The sequence below is a fragment of the Thermosynechococcus sp. genome, assembly GCF_025999095.1.
Lineage (GTDB): Bacteria > Cyanobacteriota > Cyanobacteriia > Thermosynechococcales > Thermosynechococcaceae > Thermosynechococcus.
This window is the reverse complement of the sequence record NZ_AP024678.1, coordinates 411,831-432,210: the sequence shown is the minus strand read 5'-3', so window position 1 is coordinate 432,210 and position 20,380 is coordinate 411,831. Positions and strand designations below refer to the sequence as shown.

18 protein-coding genes, 1 tRNA gene and 2 pseudogenes are annotated in these 20,380 nt (G+C 54.6%); 5 read left to right on the top strand and 16 right to left on the bottom strand.

Going from position 1 to position 20,380, the window contains the following annotated elements; translation table 11 throughout:
- Window positions 1-3 precede the first annotated feature (3 nt).
- Window positions 4-318 carry a thioredoxin gene (gene trxA / locus Q0W94_RS02150; RefSeq protein ID WP_297760465.1) on the bottom strand — a complete coding sequence of 105 codons (315 nt, stop codon included), beginning with the start codon at window positions 316-318 and terminating at the stop codon, window positions 4-6.
- A gap of 138 nt (window positions 319-456) precedes the next feature.
- On the opposite strand from trxA, the gene Q0W94_RS02145 reads away from it, so the two are divergent.
- The gene (locus tag Q0W94_RS02145) at window positions 457-2,106 is read left to right on the top strand and encodes an AarF/ABC1/UbiB kinase family protein (protein WP_297760462.1); all 1,650 of its coding nucleotides are present in this window, start codon (window positions 457-459) and stop codon (window positions 2,104-2,106) included.
- A gap of 15 nt (window positions 2,107-2,121) precedes the next feature.
- Here Q0W94_RS02145 and Q0W94_RS02140 read toward each other — a convergent pair whose 3' ends face one another.
- From Q0W94_RS02140 to Q0W94_RS02125, 4 genes are all read right to left on the bottom strand, one after another.
- Window positions 2,122-2,403, bottom strand: coding sequence for a DUF3593 domain-containing protein (locus Q0W94_RS02140; RefSeq protein ID WP_297760460.1), 282 nt, complete (start codon window positions 2,401-2,403; stop codon window positions 2,122-2,124).
- A complete protein-coding gene (gene typA / locus Q0W94_RS02135) occupies window positions 2,403-4,193 on the bottom strand; it encodes a translational GTPase TypA (protein WP_297760457.1) in 1,791 nt (596 codons plus the stop codon). Before typA ends, Q0W94_RS02140 begins: the two co-directional genes overlap by 1 nt.
- Window positions 4,194-4,467: 274 nt before the next feature.
- A tRNA-Tyr gene (locus tag Q0W94_RS02130) sits at window positions 4,468-4,549 on the bottom strand.
- An 80-nt stretch (window positions 4,550-4,629) separates the two neighbouring features.
- Window positions 4,630-5,130 (bottom strand): hypothetical protein, encoded by a 501-nt coding sequence (locus Q0W94_RS02125; RefSeq protein WP_297760454.1) that lies wholly within the window; start codon window positions 5,128-5,130, stop codon window positions 4,630-4,632.
- A gap of 53 nt (window positions 5,131-5,183) precedes the next feature.
- On the opposite strand from Q0W94_RS02125, the gene Q0W94_RS02120 reads away from it, so the two are divergent.
- Window positions 5,184-7,148, top strand: a complete 1,965-nt coding sequence (locus Q0W94_RS02120) for an adenylate/guanylate cyclase domain-containing protein (protein WP_297760451.1) — start codon at window positions 5,184-5,186, stop codon at window positions 7,146-7,148.
- A gap of 107 nt (window positions 7,149-7,255) precedes the next feature.
- On the opposite strand, the gene Q0W94_RS02115 is transcribed toward Q0W94_RS02120, so the two are convergent.
- The 8 genes and pseudogenes from Q0W94_RS02115 to Q0W94_RS02090 form a co-directional block, all read right to left on the bottom strand.
- Window positions 7,256-9,031 carry a YadA-like family protein gene (locus Q0W94_RS02115; RefSeq protein ID WP_297760448.1) on the bottom strand — a complete coding sequence of 592 codons (1,776 nt, stop codon included), beginning with the start codon at window positions 9,029-9,031 and terminating at the stop codon, window positions 7,256-7,258.
- Window positions 8,983-9,498, bottom strand: coding sequence for a hypothetical protein (locus Q0W94_RS02110; RefSeq protein WP_399372369.1), 516 nt, complete (start codon window positions 9,496-9,498; stop codon window positions 8,983-8,985). The genes Q0W94_RS02115 and Q0W94_RS02110 overlap by 49 nt, the downstream gene beginning before the upstream one ends.
- The gene (locus Q0W94_RS12340; RefSeq protein WP_399372366.1) at window positions 9,383-9,649 is read right to left on the bottom strand and encodes a hypothetical protein; all 267 of its coding nucleotides are present in this window, start codon (window positions 9,647-9,649) and stop codon (window positions 9,383-9,385) included. Before Q0W94_RS12340 ends, Q0W94_RS02110 begins: the two co-directional genes overlap by 116 nt.
- A 118-nt stretch (window positions 9,650-9,767) precedes the next feature.
- Window positions 9,768-10,025, bottom strand: a complete 258-nt coding sequence (locus Q0W94_RS02105) for a hypothetical protein (protein ID WP_297760442.1) — start codon at window positions 10,023-10,025, stop codon at window positions 9,768-9,770.
- A 53-nt stretch (window positions 10,026-10,078) separates the two neighbouring features.
- Window positions 10,079-10,222, bottom strand: a pseudogene (locus Q0W94_RS12335) (hypothetical protein); the annotation flags it as partial.
- Complete coding sequence (locus Q0W94_RS02100; RefSeq protein ID WP_297760439.1) at window positions 10,198-10,857, bottom strand: hypothetical protein; 660 nt, start codon at window positions 10,855-10,857, stop codon at window positions 10,198-10,200. The gene Q0W94_RS02100 and the pseudogene Q0W94_RS12335, both read right to left, overlap by 25 nt.
- 786 nt (window positions 10,858-11,643) lie before the next feature.
- A complete protein-coding gene (locus Q0W94_RS02095) occupies window positions 11,644-11,799 on the bottom strand; it encodes a DUF2256 domain-containing protein (RefSeq protein WP_297760436.1) in 156 nt (51 codons plus the stop codon).
- Between the two features lie 20 nt (window positions 11,800-11,819).
- Window positions 11,820-12,881, bottom strand: a pseudogene (locus Q0W94_RS02090) (CobW family GTP-binding protein).
- 206 nt (window positions 12,882-13,087) lie between these two features.
- Between Q0W94_RS02090 and pyk the strand changes: the two are divergent.
- Entirely contained in the window at window positions 13,088-14,872 is a 1,785-nt protein-coding gene (gene pyk / locus Q0W94_RS02085) for a pyruvate kinase (RefSeq protein WP_297760433.1), read from the top strand.
- A 14-nt stretch (window positions 14,873-14,886) separates the two neighbouring features.
- Window positions 14,887-15,840, top strand: coding sequence for a serine hydrolase (locus Q0W94_RS02080; protein WP_297760430.1), 954 nt, complete (start codon window positions 14,887-14,889; stop codon window positions 15,838-15,840).
- On the opposite strand, the gene psaK is transcribed toward Q0W94_RS02080, so the two are convergent.
- Window positions 15,817-16,068, bottom strand: a complete 252-nt coding sequence (gene psaK / locus Q0W94_RS02075; RefSeq protein ID WP_297760427.1) for a photosystem I reaction center subunit PsaK — start codon at window positions 16,066-16,068, stop codon at window positions 15,817-15,819. The genes Q0W94_RS02080 and psaK overlap by 24 nt on opposite strands.
- A 95-nt stretch (window positions 16,069-16,163) precedes the next feature.
- Between psaK and Q0W94_RS02070 the strand changes: the two genes are divergently transcribed.
- Window positions 16,164-16,856: a phosphoribosylanthranilate isomerase gene (locus Q0W94_RS02070; protein ID WP_297760424.1), complete on the top strand. Its 693-nt coding sequence runs from the start codon at window positions 16,164-16,166 to the stop codon at window positions 16,854-16,856.
- On the opposite strand, the gene Q0W94_RS02065 is transcribed toward Q0W94_RS02070, so the two are convergent.
- Window positions 16,806-17,549 (bottom strand): DUF2993 domain-containing protein, encoded by a 744-nt coding sequence (locus Q0W94_RS02065; RefSeq protein ID WP_297760421.1) that lies wholly within the window; start codon window positions 17,547-17,549, stop codon window positions 16,806-16,808. The genes Q0W94_RS02070 and Q0W94_RS02065 overlap by 51 nt on opposite strands.
- Window positions 17,550-17,795: 246 nt before the next feature.
- Window positions 17,796-20,354 carry a DUF3536 domain-containing protein gene (locus Q0W94_RS02060; RefSeq protein ID WP_297760418.1) on the bottom strand — a complete coding sequence of 853 codons (2,559 nt, stop codon included), beginning with the start codon at window positions 20,352-20,354 and terminating at the stop codon, window positions 17,796-17,798.
- Window positions 20,355-20,380: the final 26 nt, after the last annotated feature.

Here is a 20,380-nt window from a genome sequence, read left to right as displayed (position 1 = left end):
ATTTTACAGGCGGCGAATGGCGTCAATCAGCACTTCTGGCGGCTGCACCCCTTCCCAGCGCTGCACCTCGCGGCCGCGGTGGAAGAGAATCAGTGTCGGCAGGGCCTGAACGTGGTATTGACTCGACAGTTGAGGATAGCGCTCAGAGTCAATTTTGACCACCTCGACCTCTGATTTCAACTGTTTCTTGATCTGCTCTAAAATAGGAGCCATCATTCGGCAAGGGCCACACCAGTCGGCATAAAAGTCAACCAAGAGGGGCTTATCCGTTGTGGCTAGGAGATCCGTAAAGCTACTAAACTGACGTGTAGTCGCCATAATTAATTCCAATCAAGATTCTACTTTCATCATAGACACAGTGCCAGGGAATCAGCGAAAGGCGGGTCGCTCCGGTCTCTATGTCCATGGAAAAGGCGGTATTGTTGAGGTTGGCCGCTTTCTTGGGATTGCCGCTCCATGGGGGGTGCTGTCTTTACTACCTATCGTCCCAGTCGCTGGCTGCTGTTGCGCCGTATCGGCCAAATTGTGGGGGTTTTGGGGCGCTTTGGCAGTCAACTGCTGTGGGACTATACTTGGCGGCGGCGGAGCGATCGCGCCCAATCGCAACGGGCCCGTTGGCTGGTCCAGCAATTATTGGTCTTGGGACCGACGTTTATTAAAATTGGTCAGTTTCTCTCGACGCGCTTTGATCTGCTGCCTCCCGCCTATATTGAGGCCCTGAGGCAACTACAGGATCAGGTGCCACCCTTTGACTCACGGCGGGCGATCGCCCTCATTGAGCAACACTTGGGGCAACCCCTTGGGGATCTCTACGCCACATTTGATCCAAAACCCCTTGCTGCCGCCAGTCTCGGTCAAGTTCACCGCGCCACCTTCCACAGTGGCGAAAAGGTGGTAGTGAAGGTCCAGCGTCCCCACCTAGAGGCGCAACTGTATCTAGACTATCTGGCCATTGGGGCGCTGATTCGTTGGGCCGATCGCTGGCTGCCTTTTCTTCGTCCCTATACCCTTCAGGAGATTTATGAGGAATTCTTTAGTATTTTGTTGCGGGAAATTGATTATGTTCAAGAGGGGCAAAATGCCGATCGCTTCCGTGCCAACTTTGCCCAAGATCCCCACATCCGCGTCCCTAAAGTCTATTGGAGCCATACCTGCCGCTATGTCTTGACGATGGAATATCTCCCCGGCATTCGTGTGGACAACCGCGCCGCCCTGGAAGCCTTTGGCTTGAATCCACGGATGATTAACCAGCGGGGAATTTGTTGCTATCTCAAGCAGTTATTGCTTGATGGCTTCTTCCACGCTGATCCGCATCCGGGGAACTTGGCCGTGACCAAAGAGGGTGATCTCATCTTCTATGACTACGGCATGATGACGGAGGTGCCCGCCCTGAATCAGCAGCAGATGGTGCAAACATTTTTTGCCGTGCTGCAAAAGGATAGCGATCGCGTGATTGCTGCCTTGATGGAACTGGGACTCTTGATACCGGTGGCCGACAAAAGACCCCTACAGCGCATCATGCAATTGATTCTAGATCGATTTACTGAACGGCCGGTGGATTTAGCCGCCTTTAGAGAACTGCAACAGGATGTCTATGCCCTTTTTGAGCAGCAACCCTTTCGCCTACCGGCAAAGATGACCTACATTCTCAAGTCCCTCACCACCCTCGATGGCATTGCCCGCAGCCTAGACCCTGAGTACAACCTGAGTGCCGCTGCCCAACCCTTTGTTCAGGAATTGATGCGTCATTCACGGCCGGGCTGGCGAGAATTGATTCGTCAAACCCAAACCCTAATCAACCAGCGACTACATCAGCCCAGTCGGGTTGAAGTGCGGCTGCAACAGTTAGAGGATCGCCTGGCTCGCGGCGAACTACAAGTCTCTGTGCGTCATCCGACGATGGAGCGGCAACTGCGGCGAATTGAGAGGTTGTTGATCTGTTTGGTTTATCTGGGGGTGGCGGGTTTTACCCTCTTGGCGGGGGCAATGTTGTGGTCAGCCAAAGCCCTAGGAGGAGCGATCGCCCTCTTTACAGTAGCGGCACTGGCGGGCTTGGCGCTCCTGCGCAGTTGGCTTCGCTTCCTCTGGTTATGCCGCTGGCAATAGGTGAACCACAGTGAACTACGACGATTCCTTGAGGGCGCGGCGAAAGCCCAAGGCAATCAGGATATTGGCCAATGTCAGAAAAAACTCTGCCCCCCCATGCAAGCTATCTACATTGGCGAGGGTTGTGCCATAGACCCTTTGGGCATAGAGGCCCGCTGGAATTGTGACGGCAACAAAGACCAGGGTCCCATAAAAGCCAATGAGGGCTAAACGGGGGGTGTGGGGGTTGCGGGTCATGAAGTACAAAAACCCCAAATAGGGAAACAGTGAGAGGGCAAAAAAAGCATTCGTGAGCATTAGCGGCGTGCCAGCTTCCTGCTCATTTTCCGCAGTCGAATCGATTGGGGCGTTACCTCCACCAGCTCATCGGGGCCAATGTACTCCAGGGCCCGCTCTAGGCTCATTTCCACGGGGGATTGCAGTTGCACCAGTTCATCCCCCGTTGAGGAGCGGAAGTTGGTGAGTTGTTTGGTTTTGCAGACATTAATTTCAAGGTCTTGGGGACGGTTGTGCTCACCGACAATCATGCCCCTATAGACTTTGGTGCCAGGGGTAATGAAAAAGACACCGCGATCTTCGGCGTTCTTTAGGGCATAGAAGGTGGCTGTGCCCTCCTCAAAGGCAATTAAGACGCCATTGCGGCGGGTGCTGATCTCGCCAGCGAGGGGACGATAGTCCAAAAAGCTGTGGTTCATAATCCCTTCGCCGCGCGTCAGGCGCATAAACTCGCCCCGGAAACCAATGAGACCCCGCGCTGGAATTACAAACTCCAGTTGGGTCCGACCATTGCCCCCCACCTGCATATCCTGCATTTCACCGCGTCGCTGGCCGAGGCGCTCAATACAGCCGCCAACGGCTTCATCGGGAACGTCGAGCACTAAGCATTCATAGGGTTCGCAGGGCTGGCCATTGACTTCACGGTAGATCACCTGTGGCTGCGACACTTGGAATTCGTAGCCTTCACGGCGCATCGTTTCAATGAGGATACCAAGGTGCAATTCACCCCGACCAGAAACGGCAAAGCGATCGGGGGAGTCGGTTTCTTCGACCCGCAGGGCCACGTTGGTCTCCAGTTCCCGAAACAGGCGATCGCGCAACTGCCGCGAGGTCACAAAGGTTCCCTCCTGACCAGCAAAGGGGGAGTCGTTGACAGCAAAGGTCATTTGCAAGGTCGGTTCATCCACCTTAATCAGGGGTAGGGCTTGGGGGTTGTTGGGGTCGGTAACGGTTTCGCCAATGTTGGCATCACTAAAGCCCGCGATCGCCACAATATTGCCCGCACTGGCTGTGTCCAGTTCAATTCGCTTGAGTCCCTCAAAGCCCAAGAGTTTGGTAATTTTTGCCTTGACAATTTGGCCATTCTCCTTGACCAAGGCTGCCTGCTGCCCCACTTGGATGGTGCCATTGTGAATCTTGCCAATGACAATCCGCCCTAGGTATTCCGAATAATCTAAGGTTGTCACCTGAAGTTGCAGCGGCGCATCGGGATTGCCCACTGGCGGTGGAATGTGGCGGACAATGGCTTCAAAGAGGGGCTGCATATCCTTGCCCTCCTCGTCTAGATCTGTTTTTGCGTAGCCCCCCAAGCCCGAAGCAAAAAGATAAGGAAACTCACACTGATCGTCATCTGCCCCTAGCTCAATGAATAGGTCCAACACCTTATCAATAGCCTTATAGGGTTCCGCCTGGGGCCGATCAATTTTATTCACCACCACAATGGGTCGCAGACCTTTCTCAAGGGCTTTTCTTAGGACAAACCGCGTTTGGGGCATTGGCCCTTCGTTGGCATCCACAATTAGCAAACAGCCCTCCACCATGCCGAGGACGCGCTCCACTTCACCGCCAAAATCGGCGTGGCCGGGGGTGTCAACAATGTTAATGGTCAAGTCTTTGTAGCGAACCGCTGTATTCTTGGCCAGAATCGTAATGCCGCGCTCGCGCTCCAGATCATTGGAGTCCATGACGCACTCGGGAATATCTTCCCCTTCGCGAAAGGTACCCGACTGGCGCAGTAGGGCATCCACCAGGGTGGTTTTGCCGTGGTCAACGTGGGCAATAATGGCAACATTACGAATCGGCAGACTCATAGGTTCTTCTTGAAAATTTCCTAATATAAAATTGAGGAGTGTGACAAACCGTTACAATCCTAGCGCAGTTTGGGAGGGAAACTGAGCCAGGGGCCGCTTTCGGGGACGATTCCTTGGACCATTGCCCCTGGGTGAGGTCAATTGGCCGCAGATTGGGGCAGTGGAGGTTCCCTTGGTTCCCTTGGCTTAACTGAATCAGAGTTGGGCCGCAAGGCTAGAACTTCTTTGGGCCTTAATTGGCTCGTCTTAACTGATTGATTGGCTTTTGTTCAGATGGGCCGGGCTGGATTCGAACCAGCGTAGGCGTAGCCAACGGATTTACAGTCCGCCCCCATTAACCACTCGGGCACCGACCCTTTCACTGCAATTTTCTAAGATACCACATCAGGGGGGAGAGTTGGCGTTCCCGTTTTGAGCGTTTTGAGAAAATAATTCCCTACTCGTCGAGGGTGTAGCTTTGCAGGGTTTCTAGGGGTTGGACCTTGAGCAGGCGTTCGGCACGGCGAATCTCGCTGTCGCTCCCTTGAATCAAGATCAGGTATTTGCCGCGCTGCAATCGCTTTTCAAAGGGGATGCCAGACTTACCCGTAATGACTACTTGGAGGCCACCGCCCACGGTGAGACTACCGAGAGCGCCGGCGATCGCCCCAAAGATGCCCCCCAAAAGACTATTGTTTAGGCGATCCAGCATCGGCAGGATGTCAATTTGAGTTGCTTGGTTAAAGGTAAAACCGGCAAAGAAGCCAAAGGGAACCAGCCAGATCAACATCCGTTGCATTTGCTGGCGGGCGACTTGAAATGGATCCGTCAGTCCCAACTCTGACCACTGTTTGTAGCCTCGCCCCAAGAGAGCTACTTTTTCCATGGGGAAACCGTCCTTTTCAAGCTGGGTGTAAACGGCCTCAGCCTGGAGGCGATCGCCGAGTGTCGCTACCAAGTAATTTTTCATAGCGATAGGATGAAGGAAATCCTTTGCTTGCCTGCAAAGCTATGCTGCCCCTATTGTCCCACTTCCGCCGCACCTTTGCCGATCTGGGGTTGATTCTTGGCGCCAGTGCCCTGGCCAGCACCGTGGTGATTGGCATTCGCCAAATGGGTGGGCTCCAGCCGTTGGAATTGGGTGCCTACGATCGCCTGATGCAATTGCGCCCCATGCCCGGCCCCGATCCGCGACTATTGGTGGTGGCAGTCACCGAAGCCGATATTCAACGTTACCGATCTCTGTCGCTACCGGATCAAATCTACGCCCAAGCCCTGCAAAACCTTCTCAAACATCAACCCCGTGCAATTGGTCTGGATATTTACCGCGACTTTGCTGTACCGCCGGGGCATGAGGCATTAAACCGCCTTTGGCTAAGTTCCGATCGCCTGTTTGCCGTCACCAAGCTGGGGGATGCCATGAACGCCACGATTCGTCCTCCCGCTGCCCTGAGTGCGGATCAAGTGGGGTTTAACGATATTGTGGTTGACACGGGTGGCATTGTCCGTCGCAGTTTGTTGTTTTTGCCAGACGATCAGGGGAATACCCTGTACTCCTTTTCCTTGCGCCTTGCCCTGCGGTATCTGGCCGATGAAGGAATAGAGCCGCGGGCCAGTGATGCCGATCCCAGTGTAATGCAGCTAGGACCGAGCATTTTTACTCCCCTGCAACCCAATGATGGCGGTTATGTGGGGGCGGATACAGCGGGCTATCAGATTATGCTCAATTATCGCGGTGATCAGCGGGCAGTGACATGGGTGCCCCTAGAGGATGTCCTCAATGAGCGGGTTGCTCCTGCGTTGGTTCGCGATCGCGTGGTTCTCATTGGCAACGTTGCCGAAAGTGGCAAAGATTTTTTCTATACGCCCTTTAGTTCCGGCCAGCGGGACAATCAGCGGATGGCGGGGGTATTTATCCATGCCCAAATGGTGGGGCAATTCATTGACGCGGGTTTGGGGAATCGGGCGCTTATTTGGTTTTGGCCCAAAAGTGTTGAGCACCTTTGGACTGTACTTTGGGCATTGATCGGTGCAATTTTGGCTTGGCGAGTGCGCCATCCCTTAGCCCTGGCAACCGCTGCGGGAATTGCATTAGTGACCCTACTCCTCACCGGCTACGCCCTGTTTCTTAAGTCGGGGTGGATTCCCCTGGTCCCACCCGCATTGACCTTCCTGGTTGCCAGTGGGGGAGTCATTACCTATACCGCCCAGCAAGCCAAACGGCAACAGCAAATGGTGATGCGCCTCCTTGGCCAGAGTATCTCCCCGGAAATTGCAGCAACGATGTGGGAACGGCGCGATCAACTCCTCAAGGAGGGCAAGTTGCCCGGCCAGCGCCTGATTGCCACGCTCCTTTTTACCGACTTAAAGGGGTTCAGTACCATCTCTGAACAAATGGAGCCGGAGGAGCTGTTTAACTGGCTCAATGTCTATTTGGAAAAAGTGGCCGATGTGGTGCACCGCTACCACGGCGTCATTAACAAGTTCACCGGCGATGGCATTATGGCCGTATTCGGAGTTCCCATTCAGCGCACGAGTCGCGAAGGAATTGCTATTGATGCTCGGAATGCAGTGGATTGCGCCTTAGCCCTGGGCAACCTCCTGGAGGAACTCAACCGTGAATGGGCGGCCCAGGGGCTACCGCAGATGATGATGCGCGCTGGCATTTACACCGGGCCCATTGTTGTTGGCAGTTTGGGGAGCAAGAACCGCCTAGAGTACGGAGTGATTGGGGATAGCGTGAATACGGCCTCCCGCCTTGAAAGTGTAGACAAGCACCGGCAACCTGGTCCCTGTCGAATTTTAGTGGCCGAAGAAACCTTGCAGTACCTGGGCGATCGCTACGAAGTTGAACCCTGGGGACCGTTGCCCCTGAAGGGTAAAGAGCGCAAAATCAAAGTCTTTCGGATTCTCGGCCGACGCAGCGGACTGGCCCTTGGCCCCAACCAATCCACGGCAATTGAATTGGAGATTTAGCGCCCGCAAAGGAGGGAGCTGCTCAAATAGCTCAAATATGAGAAATATGAAATATGAGAGAGTTGACCCGCCGTCTGCTCCTAACGGCGGGGTTATCATGTATGGGGCTAAAACCGAAAACCAAGACCCAGGCGAACCAGCGGCGATCCGGCACTCGAGAAACTGGCGCCAGCATCAATGACCACTGGGCCTGCTTGATGGGCCATCGCCATGCCTACGGCACTATAGCCGCCATAAGACCCAAACCCAATGTTGAAGGTTGTTTCACCAGAGCGCGCCGGCACAACGGGCAATAGGGCAGCCGCAGAAGCAATACCCGCAAAAGCTTCACCCCGTAATTGATTGATTTGGGCATCGGTATAGGCATTGGCAGCTCCTAGGGCCACTGCGCCTATACCATCAACATAGGCTTTGTTGACGGCATCAGTGGGTAAAATGGGGGTAGCGACATTGGTAATCCGACGTTCAGCACCAGGGGCACCCACTGAAACAGTATTTGGTGCGGTGGTGACGGAGCCGGCACCAATGGCCACACTGTTGGGATGAAGGGCCTGGGAGGATGGGCCAAGGGCGATCGCGTTATTGGCATTGGTCGCAGCATTATTACCGATGGCGATCGCTCCCCCTCCCACAGGAGTCGCTCCATTTCCCAAGGCAATGTTTCCACATGTCACCGTTGCACCCGTAATTGAGCAAATACCGGTGGCAAATAGTTGATTAATGAGCGCAGAAAGCTGGCTGCCATTAATTGCATCGGTACTTGTTGGTGCAATGATACCAGGAGCAACATTAACTATTTTTCGCTCTTGCCCAGGAGCACCAACAGAAACTACATTTGGTGCGGTGGCGACTGAGCCGGCACCAATTGCTACGCTGTTGGAAGCAGTGACTTGGGCATTTTGACCTATCGCAGTACTATCGTCAGCATTTGCTAAGCTTGCGCGACCAATTGCAATACTGCGAGCCCCAATAGCTTGGTTATTAGAACCCACAGCAGTGCTGTCGTCCCCTTGGGCTTGGTTTTGGAAACCGACAGCAGTGCCACGGAGTTGTGCCGTGTTGCTACGTCCCATTGCGGTGCTGTCATTCCCTTGGGCTTGGTTCGCAGAACCCACAGCGGTGCTGTCATTCCCTTGGGCTTGGTTCGCAGAACCCACAGCAGTGCTGTCGTCCCCTTGGGCTTGGTTTTGGAAACCGACAGCAGTGCCACGGAGTTGTGCCGTGTTGCTACGTCCCATTGCGGTGCTGTCATTCCCTTGGGCTTGGTTCGCAGAACCCACAGCAGTGCTGTCGTCCCCTTGGGCTTGGTTTTGGAAACCGACAGCGGTGCCACGGAGTTGTGCTGTGTTGCTACGCCCCATTGCCGTGCTGTCATCCCCTTGGGCTTGGTTCTGGAAACCGACAGCAGTGCTCCGCTGACCGGGTGTAAAGTAGGTGTTTGTCGAAGGATCGTAGTTATTTTGCATCCCCATCGCAGTGGCATTGAGAGCATTGGCTGAGTTCTGCATCCCCACGGCTGTGGCATTGGCGGCATTGGCTTGGTTAACAAACCCCATTGCTGTGCTCCTGGCTCCTAGAGCTTGGTTAGCAAACCCCATTGCGCTGCTATCGTCCGTTTGGGCAAAGTTAGCAAACCCCACAGCTGTGCTGTTGTTCCCTACAGCTTGGTTAGCAAACCCCATTGCTGTGCTCCTGGCTCCTAGAGCTTGGTTAGCAAACCCCATTGCGCTGCTATCGTCCGTTTGGGCAAAGTTAGCAAACCCCACAGCTGTGCTGTTGTTCCCTACAGCTTGGTTAGCAAACCCCATTGCTGTGCTGTGTCCCTTGGGCTTGGTTAACAAACCCCAGTGTGCTGTTGTCCCAGCTTGGTTAGCAAACCCCATTGCTGAGAACCCACAGCAGTGCTGTCGTCCCCTTGGGCTTGGTTTTGGAAACCGACAGCAGTGCCACGGAGTTGTGCCGTGTTGCTACGTCCCATTGCGGTGCTGTCATTCCCTTGGGCTTGGTTCGCAGAACCCACAGCAGTGCTGTCGTCCCCTTGGGCTTGGTTTTGGAAACCGACAGCAGTGCCACGGAGTTGTGCCGTGTTGCTACGTCCCATTGCGGTGCTGTCATTCCCTTGGGCTTGGTTCGCAGAACCCACAGCAGTGCTGTCGTCCCCTTGGGCTTGGTTTTGGAAACCGACAGCAGTGCCACGGAGTTGTGCCGTGTTGCTACGTCCCATTGCGGTGCTGTCATTCCCTTGGGCTTGGTTCGCAGAACCCACAGCAGTGCTGTCGTCCCCTTGGGCTTGGTTCAGCAGTGCTGTCGTCCCCTTGGGCTTGGTTTTGGAAACCGACAGCAGTGCCACGGAGTTGTGCCGTGTTGCTACGTCCCATTGCGGTGCTGTCATTCCCTTGGGCTTGGTTCGCAGAACCCACAGCAGTGCTGTCGTCCCCTTGGGCTTGGTTTTGGAAACCGACAGCAGTGCCACGGAGTTGTGCCGTGTTGCTACGTCCCATTGCGGTGCTGTCATTCCCTTGGGCTTGGTTCGCAGAACCCACAGCAGTGCTGCTCGCTGACCCCTTGGGCTTGGTTTTGGAAACCGACGAGGCAGTGCCACGGAGTTGTGCCGTGTTGCTACGTCCCCATTGCGGTGCTGTCATTCCCTTGGGCTTGGTTCGCAGAACCCACAGCAGTGCTGTCGTCCCCTTGGGCTTGGTTTTGGAAACCGACAGCGGTGCCACGGAGTTGTGCTGTGTTGCTACGCCCCATTGCCGTGCTGTCATCCCCTTGGGCTTGGTTCTGGAAACCGACAGCAGTGCTGCGCTGACCGGGTGTAAAGTAGGTGTTTGTCGCAGGATCGTAGTTATTTTGCATACCCCATCGCAGTGGCATTGGAGCATTGGCTGAGTTCGCATCCCCACGGCTGTGGCATTGGCGGCATTGGCTTGGTTAACAAACCCCATTGCTGTGCTCCTGGCTCCTAGAGCTTGGTTAGCAAACCCCATTGCGCTGCTATCGTCCGTTTGGGCAAAGTTAGCAAACCCCACAGCTGTGCTGTTGTTCCCTACAGCTTGGTTAGCAAACCCCATTGCTGTGCTGGCCCTAGGCTTGGTTGAAACCCAGCGTGCCGCGTTTGGGCAAAGTTAGCAAACCCCACAGCTGTGCTGTTGTTCCCTACAGCTTGGTTAGCAAACCCCATTGCTGTGCTCCTGGCTCCTAGAGCTTGGTTAGCAAACCCCATTGCGCTGCTATCGTCCGTTTGGGCAAAGTTAGCAAACCCCACAGCTGTGCTGTTGTTCCCTACAGCTTGGTTAGCAAACCCCATTGCTGTGCTCCTGGCTCCTAGAGCTTGGTTAGCAAACCCCATTGCGCTGCTATCGTCCGTTTGGGCAAAGTTAGCAAACCCCACAGCTGTGCTGTTGTTCCCTACAGCTTGGTTAGCAAACCCCATTGCTGTGCTCCTGGCTCCTAGAGCTTGGTTAGCAAACCCCATTGCGCTGCTATCGTCCGTTTGGGCAAAGTTAGCAAACCCCACAGCTGTGCTGTTGTTCCCTTGGGCTTGGTTCTGGAAGCCAACAGCGGTGCTCTGCTGACCGGGTGTAAGGTAGGCGTTTGTCGAAGGATTGTAGTTATTTTGCATCCCCATCGCAGTGGCATTGACAGCATTGGCTGAGTTCTGCATCCCCACGGCCGTATTGCTGTCGCCTATAGCTTGGTTCTGCATACCAAGGGCTGTATTATTACTCCCAGTAGTTGAGGTATTGCCGTCAGCGATGTTTTGGTAGCCAACAGCTGTATTGTTATTGCGAGCAGCATTAGGGAATGACCCACTTCCAGAGGGCGTACCGGTAGTGGCAACGGTATTCTGTGCGCCTATCGCTGTGTTGTTATTTCCAACGTCCAAGCCGGGAGGAGCTCCACCAGGGGTTCCAATTTGATTATTAGAGCCCAGTGTGTGGTTCTGTGCATTGACACTTTCCACAGTGTTCCCAGTGCCAACCGCAGTGATTTCCGTATTGGCATTTTGCACTGTGTTTTGTATACCAACTGCTATTGCGCGTGTTAATCCAGCCAAGCCTGAATTTAGGGAACCACAAATGAGGTTGTCACTGTTGAGACCTAACGTGGAGTCGAAAAAGCCTCCACCACCGGGGTTTCCACAATCTCTTGTTTGGCCAAGGGCTGGTGAGACTGCGTAGAGTGGAGTGGTCAAAAGACTGACAACAGCAGAAGAAGATAGAGGGAAAAGGAATGTTTGCTTATCATGGTTTTAGTCGACTCCTGCGACTGTACAAAAAATGCGCAGCAAGTCGAAGCGAATTTTGTTTGCATAACTTGATAGCCTTGAAAGACAAGCTCATTGTTGAGCTGTCTGCAATTAATAGGGCTATCAAGCTTTCCCCCATGGCAGCAGTGTACAGGAGCCCTCTAAAACAGTCAAGCGCTTTCAGCAGCTCAATGGCTAACTTTCAAGCCTCTTTCTCTGATTAAGTAGGCGTAGAGTTGTATATTATGATTGAATTTGCGATCGCCGCCGCCGACAGCGCTCGGAGCAATATTTAACTTCTTCCCAACAAGCTGCCCACTTTTTGCGCCACTGGAAAGGACGGCCACAGACGATACAAATTTTGCTAGGAAAGTCCGCTTTGCGACGTTGCTTGGCCATGATTGACTTTTATGCATCAGCTATGCATCAGTGACACAGGCGGCCAACTGGTTCAGTAGGGTTGCATGATCTAAGTTCTGGCCAATGAGAACCAGTTGATTTTTGCGATCGCCCTTCCACTCCTCATCATCGAGGCTAAAGCGCTTACCACTGAGGTGAAAGACGTGGCGGCGGGGACTTTCCTTAAACCAAAGGATGCCCTTGGCGCGAAAGACGGATTGGGGGAGTTGGTGGTCAAGAAAATACTGGAATTTTCGCAGTTCAAAGGGGCGATCGCTCTGGAAAGACACGGAGGTAAAGCCATCCTCCTCAAGGTGATTGGAGTGATGAGGGTGGTGATGATGATCATGATCGCAATGTTCATCACATTCATGATCGTGATCATGATTGTGGTCATGCTCAGAGTGCTGGTGTTCAGGATGAAAGTAGCGATCGCTCTGAAACAAGCCCACACTCAAAATCAAGGGCAAGCGGCACCTGCGCCTTAACGGTACGAAGGATGCGTGCACCCTCACGCATCTCGTGAATTCGCCGTTCGAGCTCCTGCAACCGTTCCTCGGTGACCAGATCGGCCTTGTTGAGGAGAATAATGTCCCCATAGGCAATTTGGCTTTGGGCAGCGCTGCTGTTGAAGAGATCCAGACTAAAGTTCTCCGCATCCACCACCGTAATAATGGAGTCCAGAGCGGGTGAGATCGCGGAGATCGGTACCCAAAAACGTCAGCGCCACAGGCAGGGGGTCCGCCAGACCGGTCGTTTCCACGACCAAATAGTCCACCTTGTCAGGGCCGCTCGAGAACCCGATAGACGGCATTGACCAAGTCGCTGTTAATGGTGCAGCAGACACAGCCGTTGCTGAGCTCCACCATGTCGTCCTCTTTGGCAACCAACAGTTCGTTGTCAATGCCAATTTCGCCAAATTCATTGACGAGAACCGCTGTTTTGAGCCCCTCTTGGTTTGTCAAGATGTGGTTGAGGAGTGTTGTTTTGCCGCTGCCGAGGAACCCCGTGATAATCGTCACGGGCAGCCCATGCTTTAGTGCGTCCATTTTGCCGGTTGTAGGAAGAGGAGGGGTCATCATAGGCGGTGTATCACAGGCGAGAATCGTTCTCACATTATAGCCACTACTGCATAGCCACTACTGCTTATTCAAGGGGGAAGCGATCGCTGTAGGCTAGAAACAAAGCCCTCAAAAAGCCACTGCGGCCATCCCTCTATCAAGGCTCCACAAAATAGGATAACCTGTTGGAGCTTAACGAAAAAAAATTAAGAACGACTCAATTCAACATGTCTAACCAGCCGTTGCAACGACGCACCAAAATTGTCGCCACTATTGGCCCAGCAGTGAGTCACCCCGATAAGCTGCGCGCCATTATTCAAGCGGGAGCAACCACCCTGCGTCTAAACTTTTCCCATGGTACCCACGACGATCACCAGCGCAGCATTCGCCTGATTCGGCAAATCTCCTATGAGTTGGGTCAACCGGTGGGCATTTTGCAGGACCTGCAGGGTCCGAAGATTCGCCTTGGGCGGTTTGAAAATGGTTCAATTGCTCTAAAGCGGGGCGATCGCTTTACCCTCACGAGTCGTCCCATCATGGGCAATCAGCACATTAGCTCGATTACCTATCCCCCCTTGGCTCAGGAGGTGCCCACCGGGGCCACCATTTTGCTCGATGATGGTCGCGTGGAAATGCTGGTGGAAGAAGTAGACAAGGAGGCGGGGGAGCTCCACTGTCGAGTTGTGGTAGGGGGCACGCTCTCAAACGCCAAGGGTGTGAACTTTCCGGGGGTTTACCTCTCGATTAAAGCCTTGACAGAGAAAGATCGCGAAGATCTGATGTTTGGCCTCAATCAAGGGGTAGATTGGGTGGCTCTCAGCTTTGTTCGCAATCCCCAAGATGTACTGGAGATCAAAGAACTGATTGCCAACGCTGGGAAGCAGGTGCCAGTCATTGCCAAAATCGAAAAGCACGAGGCGATCGAGCAGATGGATGCCATTCTCTCCGTCTGTGATGGGGTCATGGTGGCCCGCGGCGATTTGGGGGTTGAATTGCCCGCCGAAGATGTCCCCATTTTGCAAAAACGGCTGATTGCCGCGGCAAACCGCCTGGGCATTCCGGTGATTACGGCTACCCAAATGCTAGACAGCATGGTCAAAAGTCCCCGCCCCACCCGTGCTGAAATTTCTGATGTTGCCAATGCCATCCTCGATGGCACCGATGCAGTGATGCTCTCCAATGAAACGGCAATGGGCGACTACCCGGTAGAAGCCGTGAAGATGATGGCCACAATTGCAGCGCGGATTGACAACGAAACCCAACTGCGCCAACCTCCCCTTGCTGACCCTATGGTGGTGCGTTCCATTCCTAATGCCATTAGCCAAGCGGTGGGACAGGTGGCGGCCCAACTCAATGCCAAGGCCATCATTACCCAAACCAAGAGCGGTGCCACCGCCCGGAATGTCTCTAAGTTTCGTCCCCAAATTCCCATTCTGGCGGCAACTCCCCACATTGAAGTGGCGCGGCGTTTGCAGTTGGTGTGGGGTGTAGAACCACTGCTGACACTGGATCATCCCTCGATGCGCGAATCCTTCCAGGCAGCGATTAATGCCGCCCAGGAGCGGGGCTTCCTTGAGGAGGGGGATCTCGTGGTCATGACGGCGGGCACGCTGCAAGGGGTTTCTGGATCCACGGATATGATCAAGGTGGAACTGGTTACCTCAGTGATGGGGCGGGGTTGTGGCATTGGCCATGGCTCTGTTAGTGGCCCTGCGCGGGTGGTACGCCAAGGGATGCCGGTGCGCACGTTTAATAGTGGAGAAATCTTGGTGGCGGAGCGCACCAGTGCTGAGTTGGTGGAAGCGATTCGCAAAGCGGCGGGCATTATTACCGAGGAGGACAGCCTCACAAGCCATGCCGCTGTCTTGGGGTTGCGGCTGGGGATTCCGGTGATTGTGGGCGTCAAAAATGCCACTCGCCTGATTCGTGAGGGCACCATCCTGACGATGGATGTGGAACGCGGCTTGGTTTATTCCGGTGCCCGCAATGGCGGGGAGCGATCGCCCGAGTAGAAGGGGAGCAGCCAATGACCTTTTTTCAGGCCAACACCTATCTCACGGATCTGGTGATGCGGACGCTCCAAGGGACATGGCAACACTTTCCTTGGCTAGGACAAGAGGACATTGCCCTGACCTTGCTGGTGTATCCACCACCCATTCCCGTGAATACGGGCGGAGCGCTTACGGCAACAGAATTTTGGCAGTACCCGATTCCCGGCGCTCACTATCGCGGCGATGTGCCGATGTACCCGGCCAGTGTGGTGAAACTGTTTTATCTTGTGGCCTGTCATGAGTGGCTCCACAGTGGCATGCTTCAGCCAGATGCGGAATTGGAACGCGCCATGCGGGATATGATTGTGGATTCCAGCAACGATGCCACCAGCCTAGTGGTGGATATGCTCACGGGAACCACCAGTGGCCCCGTGCTGCCGCCGGAGCCCTTTCGGACGTGGCAATACCAGCGCAATATCGTCAATCGCTATTTTCAGTCCTTTGGGTGGCCAGAGCTAACGCCTATCAACGTGAATCAAAAAACATGGTGCGATGGCCCCTATGGACGAGAGCAGGAATTTGTCGGGCGCGATCGCCGCAATGCCAATCGTCTGACCACCAATGCCACGGCTAAGTTAATCCACAGTATTGTTGGCGGCGTTGCGGTTTCTGCCAGCGCCAGTCAAGCGATGATGGCACTGATGGAGCGATCGCTCGATCCAGAGCTTTTGGCTGAGGATCCAGAAAACCAAGTGCAGGGCTTTTTGGGGGAAGGGCTACCTCCGGGGGCAAGGCTGTGGTCAAAGGCGGGACTCACCAGTTGGGTGCGCCATGATGCGGCCTACATTGAACTACCGGATCGCTGCCCCTATACCTTGGTGGTCTTTACGGAAAATTCCACTGCCAGTAGAAATACAGAGGTACTGCCCTTCATTTGCCGTCAGATTGCCAGTGGCATTCCCCCCCTAGAGGGCGCCGGAGTACTGTAGGCCACTGACCACGCCAGCCGCCAAAAGGTGACCAAAGCTGGTGGTGGCCAGCAATTCTGGCAGACCAAAGCCTTCAAAGAGGGCAGGCAAGGCAATGGGTAAGCCGGGGCCTTTTCCCCGCGCTTGAATGGCATAGCGGCCAATGGCGATCGCAAACAGGTTGCAGAGGATCACCACCAACCCCACAGAGGGCGTCCAAGTGGTATCGGGGAGCGTGGCTAACACCATGGTTCCTCCTAAATGGGTACAATTGCCCATGAATTATACGGAACCCCCGGCTTGCCCACCGCCAGTTCTTTACAAAATAGTGCATCTCGTTACAAATGCTTAACTCAACCGTCCCTGCAAAAATTGCTGTCAAAATTTGTGGCTTGACTCTGCCAGAGCAGGCGATCGCGATCGCCCAAATGGGTGTCAGTGCCCTTGGCTTTATTAGTGTTCCCCATTCGCCCCGCTACGTCAGCCCCCAAACCATTGCAGACATTTGTCGGCAGTTGCCCCCTTCCGTACTGACGGTAGCTGTCGTCGCCAATCTTGATTTAGAGGCATTAGCCAATTTAGTTACAACCACAGGGGTACAAGCGCTACAGCTCCATGGCAGTGAATCCCCTGAATTTTGCCAATCGGTGCGCCAGACCTTGCCCCATATCGTGCTCATCAAAGCCCTGCGGGTGCGATCGGCCGCCACCCTCGCCGAGATTGCCGCCTACACCCCGATTGTAGATCGCATTCTCTTGGATGCTTACCATCCACAGCAGTTGGGGGGCACGGGTCAACCCTTTGACTGGACGCTACTTAAAGCGTTACATATTCCTTGCCCTTGGTGGCTGGCAGGGGGCATTACACCCGAAAATTGCCGTCAGGCGATCGCCCAAACCCAACCCCAAGGGATTGACCTTGCCAGTGGGGTGGAAAGGCAGCCAGGGGTCAAGGACTTAGGGCGCGTGGCAGCGTTGCTGAGCAACCTAGGGATAAATGCAAATCATTCCCTGTACCCTGAGGGCACCCGCTTCTAGCCGCAACTCTTGAATAGCGACCCCATCACCCAAATCAATGGTCACCGTGGGGTGAATATCACGTTCCCCTTGCCAGTGCACCTTTTCTAAGCAGAGCCTGCGTTCATCCTGCAAGCGCACATGGGTCATTAGATGCCAATCCACCTGCTCTCCTTGGGCATTTACCATCGAGAACCTCAGTTTGAGGCAGCCAGTCCCCAATTCTCCCTGCGTATGCAGCAGTTGCCACTCTTGGAAATCTACTCCCACCTTGCCCAAGCCCCGCTGATGGAGCAATTTCAGCAGTTCCCGTAGGCCGGATTGCAGGAGAGGGGCCCCCAAGGAGGCGTTCAGATCCTCTTGGCTGAGAACCAGTTCCCCGCGCAGCGGCACCGGTGCCAATAGTTTTAGGGGTTTGCCCCGCAATACCTGCCCTAGATTAATCTGAATCTGTTCTGCTTGGACTGCCGCTTGGCGCAATTGAATCCCGCGATAACTGGCTTTTGCGGCGGCAATGCGCACGTGCGGTAAGTACCCGCGCAGTAGCTGGCGATCGCCCCCTTGAATCTCAATTTCCAGTCCGGTTGCCTGCTCTAGCTGTGAGGATAACCACCACTGCAGTGCCGGTTGCAATACCCGTGGAATCAGCCCCCGCTCAGTAACAGGGGATGAAGCAACCAAAGCCTCAGCCATTTCTGGCGACGTTGACGACATACCTACTCCTCACAACTTTTTCTAGCGACTCCCCCTACCTCGGTCGGTTTGTGGGGCTAGTTTGGTGATTTTAACGAAACTAGATGTGGTTTGGTCTTGGCAGAGGCAACTTTCCTAACCTGCTAGAACTGGGGCAGGGGACATCTACCGCTCCCAAACATGCCCTGCCGTCGCGATCGCCCCGCGGCACTGCTCTGGGGAAGATCTCCTCCCAGGATTGGTTCTAGACTGAGCAGCGATGCTTCCCTAGGAAGAAAGGGGAACCAATAGGTGAGGATCAACCTTAAGGCGGGTGGCCAAGGTTTGCAGGTGCCGGCGATCGCCCTCGCTGAGGGGCATGCCCTTCTGTCGCAGTTGACCCATGAGGGTATAAAGCTGCTCCTGCGCTCGATCTAGATTCAGGTTCAAACCCAAGGCATCGGCGATTGCGATCAAGTCCTGCAGTAAGGGACTCAACTGGTTAAGGGTGTCGCCGTTGAGGTGGTGGGCAAGGTAACGCAATCCGGTGCTAATTTGCTGCTCAAGAGGTCGCTGTTGCTCCTGAAGGCTAAGCTGACAGCCCAACAGGCGTGCTTCGCGGGCGATCGCCGCCAACTCTGCCAAATGGCTTTGCAGATTTGCCAAGGGCAAATCACCCAGATCGCTGAGGTCTTGCTCTAAAGAGCGCAAATGGCTAATGGCACGGTGGGTCAACGCCACCGCCGCGGCCACCTGCAACTCCTGGGGCACACTTAGGCCATCCCGCTGAAACCCCATGAGGATGCCGTAGTTATCGCGATAGACTTGGGTATACAGCTGATCCAAGCGGGTCAGGGTTTCCCGCGCCAGCACCCCCATGAGGCGGTGTCGTTCTTCAGCAAAGAGATCGTCCAAGCTGTAGGCCACCCCCCCAAAGCGTTCCGTTATCGCCATCACCACCCGCGCCGCACTGCCCTGTTGGAAGGCTTGCAGGAGATGGGTCTTGATCTGGCTATATTCGCGCCGCCCTTGAAAGGGTTGAATAGCACAGTGGAAATCCCAGCCCCCCAGGTGCAAGACAGCAAAGATCAACAGTTGTGACTCGGTTGTGATCGTCGAGGTGAGTTGAATTTGGCCGATCGCCAGCGTCAGGCTGCCCATGCGTTGGAGATGGTAATCCCCCTGCTCAATCTCATAGCAGTAGAGTTGGTGTTGGCGGGAATAACTGTTAAAGAGAGAACTGATGGCATAGTGGGCAGCCACCTGCTGTAAGCTAATTTGAGCGGTTTTGACCAACTGGTGATAGACCCTTGCCCCATCGCCAAACTGCGGCACATTGCTGGGGGCCGCTGCCAGCCGCTCAATAAACTCGGGTTCCAACTGTACACCGGCGACATCCCCTGCCAGTTCGATCGCCCGTGCTGCATAGCGGAGAATTTGCACCCCCTCCGGCCGCGAGAGTTCATCAAAGAACCAACCACAACTGGTAAACATCAGCAGGGCATGGTGCTGCATCTCCAGCAGACGCAGGGCATCAATTTGCTGGCTTTGACTCAGGGGGCGACGTTGGTGGTGTGCCAAAAAGCGGTGCAGGGTCTCCGGGGAGCGATCGGCAATCACCTCAATATAGGCATCGCGGGCAGCCCAAACTTCCTGAAATAAATCACTGCCCAGGGTTTCATAAATATCAATTAGCTCATCCCGCAACCAGTTCAGGGCATCCCGCAGGGGGCGTCGCCAGCGTTGATGCCACTCGCCCCCACCGCCGCAGCCACAATTGTCCTGCCAGCGATCGACGCCATGGGCACAACTCCAAGCGGTGACTGGTTTGAGTTCCACTTCCCAAGTGGGGGGAAACAGACTGAGGTAATAGGCAAAGTTGGTAATCTGCCAGCCCCGCTGGGGAAATTCCACCTTAAAGGCATAGGCGAGGGCTTTTTCACCGCCATACTTGTGATGGCCAAAGGTCTCACCGTCGGTGGCAACGGCAATAATTTGACTGGGGCGACGATCGCCGCGCACGGCCTGCCCCAACCGTCCTGCCAGAAATTGCGAGCTAGTGAGCAGGTCACTAAAGCCTATATCCCGCGAAATGGGACCATCGTAGAAGAAGATGTCTAGGTAATCCCGCTGGCGATCGCCCCCCGGTAAATAGCAGCGATAGGGACGCGTTGGATCAATTTGGCTGCCGCTGACCTCGATCCACTCGGCATCCCCCTCAGGCAGAATCGGCCGACAGCGTTGGGCCTGGGAAGGCGCCAAAACAGTAAAGCGAATCCCCTCCTGAATCAGGGCCGCTACGGTTTCATAATCAATGGCCGTTTCCGCCAGCCACATTCCCTCCGCTTCGCGGCCAAACCGCCGCCGAAAGTCCGCCTTGCCCCAACGAATCTGCGTCAATTTATCCCGATAGTTGGCCAAGGGCAGAATGATGTGATTATAGACTTGGGCGATCGCGTTGCCATGGCCATTAAAGCGCTGGCAACTGTGGCGATCGGCCTCAATAATGCGCTGATAGACCTCCAGATCGTAGCGCTCAAGCCAACTAAAGAGCGTTGGGCCAATATTAAAGCTTAGGTATTCAAAGTTATTGACAATATCAATGACTTCACCGCGATCGTTGAGGATCCGCGCAAAGGCATTGGGGCGATAGCACTCGTAGTAAATGCGCTCATTCCAATCGTGAAATGGCTGGGCACTGGGTTGGTGTTCAATAGCATTGAGGTAGGGATTTTCGCGGGGGGGCTGATAGAAATGGCCATGGATAGTGATGTACACCCCAAGGGCTTGCAGTTGATCGGCAGCGGGGGCAGAAGCTATAGGCGTCACATCCGTTGAATTCAGCATGCAGATCAACCACAGGATAAGCCGGT